Here is a 14,878-nt window from a genome sequence, read left to right on the forward strand (position 1 = left end):
GATTATACAGCAACTCTTGTAAAAACAAGATTTTTCAAACTTTTTTCTTCGTCATTACTTGCAAATTCGGGCAGGTTTTCCAGTCGTTTTTCAAATGTAAAACTCGGTGCGAATTTTTCTATCATCTCTATAATGAAGTTACTTTCCAACTCAGGAGAATTCAGACATGCCAAAAGTATGCAGTTCTGGCTTGCAAGCTGCGGCAGTTTTTTTATGAGTTTTTCATAATCTTTTGTCGCTTCAAAACTGCCTCTTTGAAAGCTCGGCGGATCGATGATAATCATATCGTAAGGACCTTTTCTTTTGAGTGAAGAGAATGATTTGAGTATGTTGTATGAGAGAAAGCTCACACCTTTTGGGTCGAGATTGTTTAAAGCATGGTTTGCCATTCCTGTTTTTAGGGCACCTTTGCTCATATCGACATTGACAACACTCTTTGCACCTCCGAGCTTTGCCGCAACACTAAATGCACAGGTATAGGAAAAGAGATTTAAAATGTGTTTGCCTTTGGCATTTTCGCGTACAAAGGCACGCCCGTTCTTCATATCGGGAAAATAACCGCTGTTTTTGTTGGAGAGAAGGTTGATTTTGAGTTGCATGCCGTTTTCTGTTACATGTAAATCCTGCGGAATTTCTCCTGTAATCACTTCACTCGGTGCATCTTTAAGATATCGTCTTTGTATTACAAGTGTTGTATATCGCGTGTTACATGTAAAGGCTTTGAGCATCTCTAAAAGTTCTGTCTCATTCTTTTTTTCAAAATACAAAGCAATACTTAAAATAGTGTCAATGGAGTCTACTGTAAGATGCTTCCACTCCTCGTAAAGTCCGCCACGACCATGAAACAGGCGTTTAAACTCTTCATTACATGTAAGGGCGTTTTTCTCAAGATGCTGTTGGAGTTCTTTGAGTGTCATTTATACTTTTTCCCAAAAAGTTCCCTGCGGGGTATCCATTAGATGAACACCAAGGCTAAGAATTTCATCTCGAATCTTGTCCGAGAGCGCGAAATCTTTCTCTTTTTTTGCGCTGTCTCTTTGTTCTATGAGGGTATTTATTTTCTCTTTTGTATTGTCATCTATGCCAAACTGAAAATACTCAAAAGGATTTTGTACACCAAAACCCAAAATTTCTTCTATGTATGCCAAATTTGCCAGAGTCTCACGCTTGAGCAGTTTGTGTTTTCCTGCAGTGTCGAGTGTTTCGTTGGCTTTGCTTATCATCTCATCAATAAGGGCCAGAGCCGTTGAGACATTCATATCATCATTAAGAGATTCTAAAAGCTCTTTTTTAAAGGGTGTTTCATCATTACACGCAGACAAACCAAAAAGACGTTTTTTCAGTCTGTAGAGTTTGTCAAGACGCTTTTTGGAAGCTTCCAGATCCTGCGTGTTAAAATTAAAATTACTGCGGTAATGTGTACTTAAGAGGTAAAACCGCAATACCTCGCCGTCATACTCTTTGAGGGCATCTTTGAGAAAAAAGCTGTTGCCCAGTGATTTGCTCATCTTTTCGCCTTCAATATTGACAAATCCGTTATGCATCCAGTAGTTGGCAAGTTCATGTTTTGTGGCACACCGTGTCTGTGCCGCTTCATTTTCATGGTGGGGAAAAAGCAGGTCAGCTCCGCCTCCGTGGATGTCTATAGCAAAAGGCGTATCTTTGTAGGCCAAATGCTTTTCTATCATGGCAGAACACTCCAGATGCCAGCCCGGACGACCTGCACCAAAAGGAGAAGAAAAGGTAACACTGTTGTCCTTGACACTTTTCCACAGGGCAAAATCGGCATGATTTTTTTTGTAGCTAGAACTCGCGACCCGCTCCTGCTTGTCTTCTTCGTTTTGGCTGCGGTGTGAAAGCGTCAGATACTCACTGTCGCTTGCCGTATCAAAATAGACATCGCCATCAGGTGTTGTGTAGGCATGTCCTTTGTCTATGAGCTTTTGTATCAAATCAACCATCGCTTCAAGGTTTTGTGTTGCTTTTGGCTCCAGTGTCGGTTTTTTTACACCGATAGCTTCCATCTCTTTGTGGTATGCCTCTGTATAAAAGTCTGTAATCTCCTGTATCTCTTTTTTCTGCTCTATCGCTTTTTTGATGATTTTGTCATCTATGTCGGTAATGTTGCGTGCATAGATGACTTCATATCCGTTTGCCTCCAAAACACGCGTAAGCAAGTCAAACACAAGCGCTGATTTTGCATGTCCGAGGTGGGCATCATCATAAACGGTAGGACCACAGACATAGAGTGTGACTTTTCCTTCTTTGAGCGGAATGAATTTTCGTTTTGTTTTTTGTACAGAATCAAATATATGCACGGAGAATTTCCTTTAAATAGAGTAGTAATGCGATAAGTACAACAGAACTTACAGCCAGATAGATGAGATTTTTTGAACGAAGTATAGCAAAAAAGTTTTTTATCCCAAAAACTTTGAGGGTAAAAAAGAGACTCACATAGCCGCCGATGGTACTTGCCAGTGCCAAACCTGCCACGCCAAAAGGGCCAATAAAAGCCAAGGCAAAAGTAATGTAGGCGACAAGAGAAACAGTCGCTATTTTTGCGGCTTTTGCCTGCATCTCTTTTGCATAGAGCCAGAGAACAAAAAGTTTTTGTATGCCAAAAGGTAAAAGTCCGAGCATATACATTTGCAGTACGGCACTTGTGTTTTGGGTATCCTGGGCGTCAAAGGCACCTCTTTGAAACAAAAGCCAGATGATTTCATGAGAAAGGATGATGCCTCCAAGAGTACTGCATGTAAGCAGAAATGCCAAAAACCAGAAAGCCTTTTGCAGGTTTGCAAGCGCTTTTGCTTCATCATTGTTTTTTAAATAGCGTGCGATTCTTGGAAACAGCGCAACAGATACGGCAATGGCAAAAAGTGCCAAAGGCAGTTGAAAAATGCGGTTGGCATAGTAAAGATAGGAGATAGAACCGGTGACTAAAAACGAGGCTAAAAAAGTGTCCAAAAAAGCAGAAACCTGTGCGGTAGAGTTTCCCCAGACCGCCGGAAAGAAATTTGTGCGAAATTTTTTGGTATCCTCATTTATATTTTTAGATTTGACTCCAAAATACTTCACGCCGCCAAGAAGCAGTTTTGCCAGTCCGAGTTTGTATATGGCCAGCAGATGGACGCCGAGTTGCAACACTCCGCCAATAATGACCCCGTAACTTAAATAGTAAACAATTTCACTTTGGCTTTTGTCCTGAGAGAGGTGCAAAGCAGCAATGAGTGAAAGATTGAGCAGGGCAGTTGCAAATGCCGAGGTTGCAAAATGGTGTTTGTACTGCAGCATAGCACTCAAAAATGTAACAAAAAATATAAGCGGAAGGTACCAAAAATTGATGGCAACATAGGGAGCGGCGAGGGCAATGGTGTCCGCATCAAAACCTGTGGCGATTGCTTTTGTAAAAAGCTGCGGTATGAGATTGACAAGAAGGGTGAGTATAAGTATGACAGAAGTGAAAACAAGGAGTATATTGATGCTAAAGAGCGCCTTGTGTCTGCTTCGTGTAAACGCAGGTATAAAAACCTGACTGAAAGCACCTTCTGCAAAAATTCTGCGAAAAAGATTGGGGAGTTTAAAGGCGATGAAAAATATATCGCTGTATATGTTTGCACCAAGTGCGGATGCGGTTAAAAGGTCTCTGAAAAATCCCAATACACGGGAGATGAGAATTCCAAAACTGTTGGTGAAAATTGCTTTAAACATAGGCTTCTTTGTCGATATAATATAAGTTTTACATAATTTTAACAAATCTTTGGTTAAAATCTTTCATAAAAAAAATTAAAAAAAGTATGGTAATTTCATTATGGCATTATTTGGTTCTGATAAAAAGACTAAAACAGTAAGAAAAGTTCGTCCGACTGTCGTACGAACGCAAAATGTTGCAAAAGAGATTTTTAACATTGCAAAATCATACGATATAAAGCCGGAATTACTGGATTTTAACATACTTGATATTCAGACTTATACAAGAATAAAAAAAGACAAAGAAGAGAGTGAATGGGAAGAAGTTACACCCGAAGCCCTGCGTGAACTCAACAATGAAGAGAGCTTTTTAAACCCTGACTTTCAGATTAAACAGACATATGAGGTGGAAATTTTTTCCAAAAGGCTGGATGAAGATGAACTCTGTAAAAATTTCAAAACAGCAGTTGGGGCCAATGCTACAAAGTGTAAAGTGTATCTGAGTATTGCAGCGGGATCAAGTGTTGAGTATTCTCCGAGATTCGAAGACAGTTTTTTGGATCTTATAAATAAGAAAAAAATACGGGCAGGAATTCTTGTGCATATTTTTGATGAGATGCTTCCTGATGTGGTCTCAAAAATCTCTGCACGAGTCAGAGTGGCGCAGCATCTTGAATTTTTGCAAAATGAAACACACTTGATAGCAGAAGGGATTGAGCCGACACCTACAACAAATGATGCTTTGATACTCTATTTTGAAAAAAATAAAGAGCTTGATGAAAACGAGAGAATTGATTATGCGTTAAGAGGGTTTATACAAAGTGTCAAAAAAGATGAAGTGCTTATAGAGTATATCAAACCAAAACCCGGAAAACCCGGGCGTAACTGTCGTGGCGAATATATAAAACCTGCCGAGCCTGTCGTCAAACATGAACCGACTTTTAAAGTTGACAGTACGATACGAGTCGTTGAAGATGAAAAATCAATAAAATATATTGCCAATGAAAATGGCTATATTGCTTTTGAAAACGATACTTATGTGATAAAAAATGAAGTTGATGTAGGAGAAGTCAGTTTCAAAACGACAGGATCTATCAAAAGCGGTGTGGACTCTGATGTGGAGATGTCTGTAAAAGAGACAGATGCCGTCAAAGATGCTGTTGGAACAGGTATGACTGTTGAGGTAAGTAAAATAAAAATTGAAGGAAATGTCGGCTCCAATGCAAAAGTTATAGCAAAAGAGGCTACTGTAAACGGACAAACGCATAAAACTGCTGTTATCAAAGCAGACAACTTGGAAATAAATGTCCATAAGGGGAAAGCCTATGGGAAAAATATCCGGGTTACGAGACTCGAACATGGTGAAATTGACGGTGAGCAGGTAAAGGTTGCACAAGCTTTAGGTGGTATAATTCGAGGTCGGGAAATAGATATAGAAATTTGTACTTCTCATGTCAAAGCAATTGCAACAAAACGCATTGAAATACAAAAACTTCAGGGCAGTGAAAACATTTTTACGATTGATCCTTTGTTGCAAAAAGAAGCCAAAGAAAGCCTGGACGAGAATCAGCAAAAAATAGAAAAACTGGAGCTGCAGCTCAAAGAATTGCGAGAAGAATTAAAAAAACAGATGCATTTGCTCAAAGAAGCAACACCGGCTTTTATAGAAATTAAAAAAAGACTTTTGCATTACAAAAAAAACGGAGTGAAAATGCCTGCTTCTTTTGTAAAAAAATACAAACAGTTTCAGGTCATGCAGGAAAATGTAAAGAATTTAAAGACCGAAGTTTCAGTGACACAGGATGCGTTAAACCTTTTAACAACAAAAACTTCTTCTTTTCAAGAAAATATTTTTGATGCAAGGATTATAAACAGAGACAGGTGGATAGGGTACAACGAAATTAGATTTAAACTGGTTGACCCTCCTGTGGAACTGGTTTATAAACCTATGGAAGGTTCCCGTGAACAGGTTTTTGGACTCGTTGAACTGGACGAAGGCGAATATGCCATACGTCCTATGAATGAAGAGGAAATGAAATAAATATGATAGTAGGCTTACACGGAAAAATTGAATATAAAGAACCAAAATATGTACATGTAAACGTACAGGGAATTGTATATGAGGTTTTTATCTCTTTGCACACATTTTCTGCTTTGCCAAAAGAAAATGTTTCTTTGTTTGCAACACACATCATTCGCGAAGATGCACAGCTGCTTTTTGGTTTTATGGATATGGCAGAGAAAAAAATGTTTTCCCGTTTGATCAAAATCAACGGCGTCGGTCCCAAGGTTGCTATGGCAATCTGTTCTACCTATACACCTTCGCAGTTTGCTGCGATTATAAATAACAAAGACGTGAACGGTGTCAAAAAGGTACCCGGAATAGGACCTAAAAGTGCCGGGCGAATTTTAGTGGAACTTAACGGTTTTGATGCTGAAATACTCGGTGACAATGCAACACCGCAGGCCTCACAGGCATTTAACGAAGCCAGTGAAGCACTGGAAGCTTTAGGCTTTAAAAAAGATAAAATAGCAAAGGCATTGAGCGCATGTGAGGGAGACGATACCGCTTCACTTGTAAAAGGTGCCCTTAAACAACTCCAAACAATTTAAAAGGAAATATCTATTGAAATTAACAATTTTATTTGGCGGTGCAAGTTTCGAGCATGAAATAAGCATTGTCAGTGCCATAACATTAAAAGAGAAATTAGCAGGTTTTGATTTGACATTTGTATTTTGTGACAGTGATCATACTTTTTATCTCATAGAACCTGCAAAAATGAAAGCAGTCACTTTTTCAAAAGGTGCATATAAAAAGATGCCTCTCCTCACACTCGCACAGGGCTCTTTTGTCCAAAAAAGCATGTTTTCAAAGAGTCAATACAACAGTATCGTGTTAAATTTAATTCACGGGGCGGATGGAGAAGACGGGACAATAGCCGCACTGTTTGATTTTTACTCTGTAAAATACATCGGTCCGCGTGTGGATGCCTGTACATTCTCTTATGACAAGCGTTATACAAAATATTTGTGTGAAGCCACAGGTGTCAAATATGTCAAATATGAAGTTATTCATAAAAATGAACATTGCAATATAACGATACCGTATCCTTTTATAGTCAAACCTGCTTCTCTTGGCAGCTCAATCGGGGTAAGTGTAGTCAAAGATGAAAGTGAACTTGATTATGCACTCGATGTTGCTTTTGAATTTGATGACACACTCATTGTAGAGCCGTTTTTGGAGGGTGTCAAAGAGTATAATCTGGCAGGATATTACGCAAACGGGATGATGCATTACTCCATTGTCGAAGAACCGAAAAAAGAAGAATTTTTAGATTTTGAGAAAAAGTATATGGATTTTTCAAGAAGTGAACAGGTGCTTCAGGCGGATGTCAGTGAAGAGTTGGCACTGCGTCTGAAAACAAATTTTGAAAAAGTCTATCGTGGTTTGTTTGAAGGTGCTTTGATACGCTGTGACTTTTTTGTTTTCAATGATGAAGTACTGCTCAATGAAATCAACCCTATTCCGGGTTCTATGGCAAATTATCTTTTTGAAGATTTTGCAGCCTCTCTTGAAGAACTTGCCTCCTCTTTGCCTCATTCAAAACGTCCAAAAGTGACTTATGATTATATTCACTCTATTTCTCAGGCCAAAGGCAAATAGATGGCGGTAAAGTCAATACAGTATAATCAGCATACTTTTGACATTAGTTATGAAATAGTGAATCCTCATGCCAAGATAGACCTGATAGTCTTACATGGCTGGGGAAGCAATAAAAATCTGATGAAACAGACATTTTCTCCCTATATGGACACTTTTCGCCACATCTATATAGATTTGCCGGGTTTTGGTAATTCTACATGTAATGATGCTTTAACAACTGCTGATGTAGCAAGAATTGTAGAATTGCTGATGATTTATATGAATGCTTCAAAAGATATTGTAATGGGGCACTCTTTTGGCGGAAAAGTTGCTTTGTTGCTGGAGCCGAAACTGCTTGTTTTGGTTGCAAGTGCCGGTATTTATATACCAAAGCCTTTTAAAGTACAGGCAAAAATAGCACTTTTTAAGACATTGAAAGTTCTTGGTTTATCCAAATTCCGTTCGCTCTTTGTGGCAGATGATGCCAGGCAACTCAGCGAATACATGTATCAGACTTTTAAAAATGTGGTCAATGAAGATTTTAGTGATGAATTTTCAAGATTTGAAGAAAAAGCATTGCTTTTTTGGGGTAAAGAGGACAGTGCCACACCACTTGATTCGGGAAGAAAAATCCAAGAGCTTATCAATGATTCTGCTTTGGAAGTATATAATGGCGATCATTATTTTTTTATGAAAAATGCAGAGGATATTTCTTTAAAAATTCAAACTGCGTTTTTAGAAACAATGCAACACTAAAAGGGAGTATGCAATGCAAGAGTATGAAACACTGCTGGCCTTTGTAACCAATGTTCTTTTTGTCACACTTTTAGGCTGGTACCTTATTACAAACCTGCAGTGGTATGATTATAAAATTGAGAGAGTGATTTTCAGACACCACAAGCCGCATTGGCATATTTTGTATTTTATTATTCCTTTTATCGCCTATTACACAACAGGGAAGTTCTTTATTATATTTTTTATATTTGCTTTTGTCCCGAGTATTATTATCTGGTATAAAAAGCTTGATAAAAAGCTGGTTCTGACATGGCGTGTCAAAAGATTTTTGATTCTTTTGGTTTCTCTGACACTCTTTCAGGATGTACTGTGTACGCTTAAAGAGGGCTGTGCAACATACGGTGTTTTTATGCCTTTGGCACTTGCCTATATCGGCAGTTATATAATAGAGAAGTTTCTTTTCAAAGTCTACATGAAAGAGGCGAAGAAAAAACTGCAATCTATGAAAGATTTGGAAATTGTCTGCATTACCGGCAGTTACGGCAAGACAAGCATTAAAAACTTTACAGCCAAAATTCTCTCGTATAAATTTAATGTCTATGCAACACCAAGAAGTGTAAACACTTTAGGCGGAATTGTTGCGGATATAAACAATAATCTTCCTGAAGATACACAGATATATGTATGTGAAGCAGGCGCAAGAGAGCGCGGAGATATTTATGAAATTACAACTTTTCTGGAACCGCAGAGAGTTGTGGTCGGGCGTGTGGGTGAGGCACATATAGAGTATTTTAAATCTTTGAAAAATATTATCGCTACAAAACTCGAAATTATTAAATCACCAAGGTTGGAACAGGCATTTATTCATACCTCTGTGACAGATGAACCACATGAAAAGGTGACTTTTTTCGGTGATGAGATAAAAAACGTACAGGCAACGCTCGAAGGTACTGATTTTGAACTTGAATCAGATGGGAGAACTTTACAACTGCATACAGATATTCTGGGTGCTTTTCAGACGATGAATATTGCCGTAGCGGTAAGAATAGCAAAAAGTTTTGGAATGAGTGATGAAGAGATAGTTGAGGCTGTCAAAAACCTCGAACCGGTTGAGCATAGACTCCAACTCATAAAAGCCGGTGGAAAAATCATTCTTGATGACGGATATAACGGGAATATTGACGGTATGCTTGAGGGTATACGTTTGTGTTCACTGCATGAGGGCAGAAAAGTCATCGTTACACCGGGACTTGTTGAAAGTACGGATGAATTGAATCTACAGCTGATTGAAGCAATCAACAAAGTCTTTGACATAGTGATTGTTACCGGCTCCTTAAATGCAGATCTTTTTGACAGGCATTTACATGTAAAGAACAAAATAATACTCAAAGACAAAGCATCAATGGTTGACATTTTGGCCAGTCAGACAAAATCAGGCGATATCATACTCTTTGCCAATGATGCACCGAATTTTATATAGGATTTTTGTATGTTAAATGCTGTCGATAAATTTATGAAGTATATATCTTATTTGACTGCAGTGATTCTGGCATTACTGGTTGTTTTGGTTGTATTTGATGCAACAAGCCGCTATCTTTTTTCTCACGGTTCTACGGCACTGCAGGAGTTGGAGTGGCATTTTTTTGATGTGGTTATTTTACTCAGTATTGCCTTTGCTCTGCGTCATAATGCTCATGTCCGTGTTGATATTTTTTATGAAAAATTTTCGCCAAAGAGACAGGCCCTCATTAATATTGTCTCGGCTCTCTTTTTTGTACTCCCTCTTTCAATTTTGATTATTTATATAGGAATAGGATTTGTGGAGATGAGCTTTGTGCAGCATGAAGCCTCTTCCGATCCGGGCGGTTTGCAATACCGTTGGATTGTCAAATCTTTGATGCCGTTTGCTTTTGTTCTTTTGGTGTTGCAGGCACTCAAAGAGCTTGTAAGCGACATTGAAAAATGGAAATCACTCTAATGGCATTTGTAATGTTTGGTGTGGCGCTTGCACTTTTACTTTGGGGAATCCCTGTTGCCTTTGCCTTTGGCGGTGTGGCAATGTTTTTTGCCTTTTTCATTCCTTCTTTGGGATTTGATGTTTTTAATATACTGCCTTTTAGAATTTACGGCATTATGAGCAATACTACGCTTATGGCAGTGCCGCTTTTTATTATGATGGGACTGATTCTCGAAAAGTCAGGTATGGCGGAAAAGCTGCTGATTTCGATGAGTGCGCTTTTTAAAAGTGTTCGCGGCGGTTTGGGTGTAAGTGTTGTTCTTGTGGGTGCGATTTTGGCTGCTTCTACGGGAATAGTTTCGGCTTCTGTGGTGATGATGAGCGTGATCGCTCTGCCTTTGATGCTCAGTGCCGGGTACAATAAAAGCCTGGCATCCGGAACTATAGCGGCAAGCGGAACGCTTGGACAGATTATACCGCCTTCGATTATTCTTATCGTGCTGGGAGATGTGATGAGCGTCAGTGTCGGTGATTTGTTCAAAGGTGCGGTTTTGCCGGGACTGACACTTGTTTCACTCTATATAGCCTATATTCTCATTCGTGCTTTCATGAACAAAGAAGATGCCCCGGCACTGATGAGCGATGAAAAAACAACGCTGACTGATGTTGTAACTGCCATTATCCCACCGCTTTTGTTGATGTTTGCCGTTCTTGGAAGTATATTTGCAGGTATCGCCTCTCCGACAGAATCAGCGGCTTTTGGCGTACTCGGTGGCGTCATTTTATCGGCATACAATAAAACACTTAAGTTTGCAATGATAAAATATGCTCTGTTTGAGACGATGAAGCTCAGCGGTATGATTTTTATGATTTTAATCGGTGCGACAACTTTTAGTCTTGTTTTTAACGAACTCGGCGGAACTGATTTGATTTTGGAATTTTTCTCGCAAGACATAGGAAATGTTTGGGTATTTATAGCTGTGGCAATGCTGAGTATTTTTATACTCGGATTTTTTATAGATTTTATAGAAATAAGTTTCATTATTGTACCTATTTTAGTCCCTGTTATGGCTGCTTTTGGAATAGATCCCATCTGGTTTGGCGTGTTAATAGCCATGAATTTGCAGGCATCATTTTTAACACCGCCGTTTGGACTTTCGCTTTTCTTTTTAAAAGGGGCAGCCGGCAACAGTGTTACAACGATGGATATCTACAAAGGTATTATCCCTTTTATCGCTTTGCAGTTGTTAGGTCTGGGGCTTGTCGTGGCTTTTCCTGATCTGGTTTTTGCATTTTTGTAATGCTGTCGCCATCAGTCGGCACTAAAGTACCGATTCCGGGTGAGTCTGTGTTTTTTTTTGGAACCCGTACTTCAGTGCGGGCTGAGAGTGGCAAGAAAGTAGCAATAGTCGGTACTGAAGTACCGATTCCGGGTGAGTCTGTGCTTTTTTCGGAACCCGTACTTCAGTGCGGGCTTTAGGCTGGTTTTATTACTGTTGCCATAGCGATTTATAATTTTTGAAGGAGAATGAATGGAAGATATTTTATATGCTCCCTGGAGGGATGAATATGTTACACAGGAAAAAATAAAAGGGTGTGTTTTTTGCCATATCAGTACACACCCGCAAGAGGATGCGTCTTTACATGTACTCTACAGAAATGAACACTGTTTTATGGTGATGAACAAATATCCTTATACTCCGGGGCATTTTATGATTATCCCCCATATGCATACGGACAAACTTGAAGAGCTGCCGAGTGAAGTTTGGCTGAACATGTCCAAACTCGCACAGCAGAGTGTCAAACTGCTCAAAGAAGGATTAGGTGCAAACGGCGTAAATATCGGTATGAATTTGGGCAAGGCTGCGGGTGCAGGAATAGCCGAGCATATTCATATGCATCTTGTTCCAAGATGGGAGCGAGATACGAACTTTATCACTGCTGTTGCTCATACAAGAGTCTACTCAACAGATTTTGAAAGGATTTACAAAAAAATCAAAAGTTTCATTCCAAAGTATATAGATATTAAATAAAATTTGATGTATACTAAAAGAAAAAGTAAGGATTGAAAATGTCAGATGCAGTTATACAGGAATTGGCGGAAAGAAAGGCTGAAATAGAAAAAGAGTTGGAATTACTGTTTAAAATGAATATGAAAATAACAGACTGGGATGTTCCCGAAGCGGATGATACAGAGGCGGCGGATATTATTTTAAATATTATGGAAAAAAAGATTCAACAGCTTAGAGAAGATGTAAAAGCCGGAAAATATGAAAATTATTAATCACAAAGGAAAAAGAAATGAGCGCACATAAACACAAAGAACATTTAGAAAAAATCAAAGATGCAGTTGTCAACAGTGACAAGCTGGATGAGAGTCAAAAAAGTGACAGTGTCAAAAGAATTGAAGAGTGGATAGAAGAGGATAAAGCATTTGGAACGCTTATGGAAGAGCTTCTGAATATCAGTGAATATTTTGAAGTTTTATTTGCAGAATTAGGTTTGAGTAAATAATTTTTTATGACGCAGTTTTTAAGAATCATTGTCATAGCTGTATTGTTAATTACAGTTTTTTTGACAGGAAGCTATCTTTATGTGACCAATAAAGTAGAGACTTTAAAAAATGAAAAGTATTTTGAAGTCAGTAAAGATATGAAAAATGAACTGCAGAGTCTGATTAAAGAAAAATCTGAGGCGATTTTGCTGGTGACTTTGGCACTTTCTGCAAATCAGAATATAAAAAATGCGTTAGAACAGAAAAATCACAGCAGTCTTTATCTTGATAATTTAATTACAACTCTGCAACGCTACTCCTCTTTAAAAAATATCTGGATACAGTTTATCGCACCCGACGGGAGAAGTATTTACAGAAGCTGGAGTGACAAAATAGGAGATGATCTCTCTTTTGTGCGACAGGATGTAAAGCAGGCTATTCATGATCCTAAAGTTATCTCCACCGTCAGTACCGGAAAATTTGATATGACTTTTAAAGCAATGGTGCCGATCTATGAAAGAGGCAAGTTCATAGGTATTGTTGAGACTATCGCAAAATTTGACTCCATAAGTGAAAAAATGAAACGCAGTGGCAATGATCTGCTGATAGTTGTTGACAAAAGTTATAAAAAGCAGTTGAGTGAAGCCTATTCAAATACTTTTGTTGAAAATTATTATATAGTCAATCCCTTTAAGAGCAACAGGCTGCTTGAAATAGTCAAAAATTCGTCAATTACAAAATACCTTGATATTCCTGAATATAGAGTAGACAAAGAGCATTCTCTTTTGATTACAACCTTGCGGTTGCCGGATTTGAATGCAAAATCCATGGGCTATTTTATCATTGCAAAAGATTTGAGACTGATTGATCTTTCAGATATTGAACAGGCTAAAAACAGTATTTTGGAAGTAACACTGCTCATTTTTTTATTGATCATTGTGCTCTTGTATTATGCTTATAATGTAAATTACAAACGCTTTATAGAAGAACAAAATGAGATACTCGAACAAAGTGTAGAGGAAAAAACCAAAGAGCTGGAACTGCAGTCAAATGTTTTGCGATTTATTGCGCATCATGACCATTTGACAGAACTGCCAAACAAAGTGTTACTTTTAGACAGAATTGAAGAGGCTATAAAACACTACAAAGCAACCGGCGAACAGTTGAGTATATTTTTCTTAGACTTAGACAGCTTTAAAGATGTCAATGACACCTACGGACATGAAGTAGGCGATGAATTGCTGTTAGAAATTACCAAAAGGCTGCAAAAGTGTATAAAGAATGATGATACTCTGGCACGGCTTGGCGGAGATGAGTTTGCCATATTGCACAGAAATACAACACATTTCAGTACAATAAATCTGATTGAATCTATCTTGATTCAGATGAAAAAACCGTTTAATATAAAAAATATAGAAATATATACTACATTCAGTATTGGTGTAGCCCTGTATCCTCAAGATGCCAAAAAAGCGAGCCAGCTTTTACGCAATGCCGAAACTGCCATGTATAAAGCAAAAGACAGCGGTAAGAACACTTATCAGTTTTATGAGAAAAAAATGACAGAGATGGCACTGCAGAAAATTCAACTCGATGCAGATATACGCAAAGCCTTGAAAAACAGAGAATTTGTAAGTTATTTTCAACCGAAAATAGATGCAAGAAACGGAAAAATTGTAGGATTAGAAGCATTGATTCGTTGGATACACCCGCAAAAAGGTTTGATTAATCCGAATGATTTTATCCCGTTTTGTGAAGAAACAGGCTTAATTCTCGAAATTGACAAATACATGCTGACGCATTCAATAAAACAGATACTGAAATGGCAGCAAAAGGGTCTTGAATTTGGAAAGGTTTCTGTAAATGTGTCTACTAAAAAGATAGAAAGCGGTAATTATATTGAAGAGCTTGCTTATACTGTTGAGCGTTTGCAATTTGATACAGCTCTTTTGGAACTTGAAATTCTTGAAGGTCAGATTATGAAAGATCCTCAAAAATCTATAGATATTTTAAATAAAATACAAAACTTGGGTATTTCCGTTTCTATAGATGATTTTGGCACAGGATATTCATCATTGTCCTATCTGAAAAAACTGCCGGTAAACAAAATCAAGATAGACCGTAGTTTTATTACAGATGTTCCAAAAAACAAAGATGATGTTGCAATTGTCAAAACAATTATATCTTTGGCAAAAAATTTAGGCTTGCAAATAATAGCTGAAGGTGTTGAAACTAAAGAACAACTGGACTTTTTAGTACAAGAGGGATGTTATGACATTCAAGGGTATTTTTTCTCCAAGCCGTTACCCGTAGATGAATGTGAAGCATTTATAATTGCAAAAAACAAAGGAGTATAGTA

At 38.2% G+C, this 14,878-nt stretch carries 14 protein-coding genes; 11 read left to right on the forward strand and 3 right to left on the reverse strand.

The window, feature by feature from the left end; translation table 11 throughout:
- Window positions 1–2: 2 nt before the first annotated feature.
- Genes MNY28_RS00670 through murJ form a run of 3 tightly spaced genes read right to left on the reverse strand, consistent with a single transcriptional unit; the run spans window position 3 to window position 3,711 of the window.
- Window positions 3–917, reverse strand: coding sequence for a class I SAM-dependent methyltransferase (locus tag MNY28_RS00670; RefSeq protein WP_346388582.1), 915 nt, complete (start codon window positions 915–917; stop codon window positions 3–5).
- Window positions 918–2,318: a cysteine--tRNA ligase gene (gene cysS, locus MNY28_RS00675; protein WP_346388583.1), complete on the reverse strand. Its 1,401-nt coding sequence runs from the start codon at window positions 2,316–2,318 to the stop codon at window positions 918–920.
- Entirely contained in the window at window positions 2,305–3,711 is a 1,407-nt protein-coding gene (murJ, locus tag MNY28_RS00680; protein ID WP_346388584.1) for a murein biosynthesis integral membrane protein MurJ, read from the reverse strand. The genes cysS and murJ overlap by 14 nt, the downstream gene beginning before the upstream one ends.
- A 100-nt stretch (window positions 3,712–3,811) precedes the next feature.
- Between murJ and MNY28_RS00685 the strand changes: the two genes are divergently transcribed.
- The 11 genes from MNY28_RS00685 (at window position 3,812) to MNY28_RS00735 (ending at window position 14,876) form a co-directional block, all read left to right on the forward strand.
- Complete coding sequence (locus tag MNY28_RS00685; protein WP_346388585.1) at window positions 3,812–5,731, forward strand: flagellar assembly protein A; 1,920 nt, start codon at window positions 3,812–3,814, stop codon at window positions 5,729–5,731.
- Window positions 5,732–5,733: 2 nt separating this feature from the next.
- A complete protein-coding gene (ruvA, locus tag MNY28_RS00690) occupies window positions 5,734–6,303 on the forward strand; it encodes a Holliday junction branch migration protein RuvA (protein WP_151900647.1) in 570 nt (189 codons plus the stop codon).
- A gap of 13 nt (window positions 6,304–6,316) precedes the next feature.
- A complete protein-coding gene (locus MNY28_RS00695) occupies window positions 6,317–7,354 on the forward strand; it encodes a D-alanine--D-alanine ligase (RefSeq protein ID WP_151900646.1) in 1,038 nt (345 codons plus the stop codon).
- Window positions 7,355–8,089, forward strand: a complete 735-nt coding sequence (locus tag MNY28_RS00700; protein ID WP_346388586.1) for an alpha/beta fold hydrolase — start codon at window positions 7,355–7,357, stop codon at window positions 8,087–8,089.
- Window positions 8,090–8,102: 13 nt separating this feature from the next.
- The gene (murF, locus tag MNY28_RS00705) at window positions 8,103–9,548 is read left to right on the forward strand and encodes a UDP-N-acetylmuramoyl-tripeptide--D-alanyl-D-alanine ligase (RefSeq protein WP_346388587.1); all 1,446 of its coding nucleotides are present in this window, start codon (window positions 8,103–8,105) and stop codon (window positions 9,546–9,548) included.
- Window positions 9,549–9,581: 33 nt separating this feature from the next.
- Complete coding sequence (locus tag MNY28_RS00710) at window positions 9,582–10,046, forward strand: TRAP transporter small permease subunit (protein WP_346388588.1); 465 nt, start codon at window positions 9,582–9,584, stop codon at window positions 10,044–10,046.
- Window positions 10,046–11,326 carry a TRAP transporter large permease subunit gene (locus tag MNY28_RS00715; RefSeq protein ID WP_346388589.1) on the forward strand — a complete coding sequence of 427 codons (1,281 nt, stop codon included), beginning with the start codon at window positions 10,046–10,048 and terminating at the stop codon, window positions 11,324–11,326. Before MNY28_RS00710 ends, MNY28_RS00715 begins: the two co-directional genes overlap by 1 nt.
- A gap of 231 nt (window positions 11,327–11,557) precedes the next feature.
- Window positions 11,558–12,058 carry an HIT domain-containing protein gene (locus MNY28_RS00720; RefSeq protein WP_151900641.1) on the forward strand — a complete coding sequence of 167 codons (501 nt, stop codon included), beginning with the start codon at window positions 11,558–11,560 and terminating at the stop codon, window positions 12,056–12,058.
- Window positions 12,059–12,096: 38 nt separating this feature from the next.
- Complete coding sequence (locus tag MNY28_RS00725) at window positions 12,097–12,309, forward strand: hypothetical protein (RefSeq protein WP_151900640.1); 213 nt, start codon at window positions 12,097–12,099, stop codon at window positions 12,307–12,309.
- 17 nt (window positions 12,310–12,326) lie between these two features.
- Window positions 12,327–12,539, forward strand: coding sequence for a hypothetical protein (locus MNY28_RS00730; RefSeq protein WP_151900639.1), 213 nt, complete (start codon window positions 12,327–12,329; stop codon window positions 12,537–12,539).
- A gap of 6 nt (window positions 12,540–12,545) precedes the next feature.
- Window positions 12,546–14,876, forward strand: a complete 2,331-nt coding sequence (locus tag MNY28_RS00735; protein WP_346388590.1) for an EAL domain-containing protein — start codon at window positions 12,546–12,548, stop codon at window positions 14,874–14,876.
- Window positions 14,877–14,878: the final 2 nt, after the last annotated feature.

Source organism: Sulfurimonas sp. NWX367 (assembly GCF_039667065.1).
Lineage (GTDB): Bacteria > Campylobacterota > Campylobacteria > Campylobacterales > Sulfurimonadaceae > Sulfurimonas > Sulfurimonas hydrogeniphila.

Coding starts and splice junctions, on each gene's coding strand:
- ruvA (WP_151900647.1), top strand. CDS start 5,734: ATGATAGTAGGCTTACACGGAAAAATTGAATATAAAGAACCAAAATAT.
- MNY28_RS00735 (WP_346388590.1), top strand. CDS start 12,546: ATGACGCAGTTTTTAAGAATCATTGTCATAGCTGTATTGTTAATTACA.
- MNY28_RS00730 (WP_151900639.1), top strand. CDS start 12,327: ATGAGCGCACATAAACACAAAGAACATTTAGAAAAAATCAAAGATGCA.
- MNY28_RS00725 (WP_151900640.1), top strand. CDS start 12,097: ATGTCAGATGCAGTTATACAGGAATTGGCGGAAAGAAAGGCTGAAATA.
- MNY28_RS00700 (WP_346388586.1), top strand. CDS start 7,355: ATGGCGGTAAAGTCAATACAGTATAATCAGCATACTTTTGACATTAGT.
- MNY28_RS00720 (WP_151900641.1), top strand. CDS start 11,558: ATGGAAGATATTTTATATGCTCCCTGGAGGGATGAATATGTTACACAG.
- murF (WP_346388587.1), top strand. CDS start 8,103: ATGCAAGAGTATGAAACACTGCTGGCCTTTGTAACCAATGTTCTTTTT.
- murJ (WP_346388584.1), bottom strand. CDS start 3,711: ATGTTTAAAGCAATTTTCACCAACAGTTTTGGAATTCTCATCTCCCGT.
- MNY28_RS00685 (WP_346388585.1), top strand. CDS start 3,812: ATGGCATTATTTGGTTCTGATAAAAAGACTAAAACAGTAAGAAAAGTT.
- MNY28_RS00715 (WP_346388589.1), top strand. CDS start 10,046: ATGGCATTTGTAATGTTTGGTGTGGCGCTTGCACTTTTACTTTGGGGA.
- MNY28_RS00710 (WP_346388588.1), top strand. CDS start 9,582: ATGAAGTATATATCTTATTTGACTGCAGTGATTCTGGCATTACTGGTT.
- MNY28_RS00670 (WP_346388582.1), bottom strand. CDS start 917: ATGACACTCAAAGAACTCCAACAGCATCTTGAGAAAAACGCCCTTACA.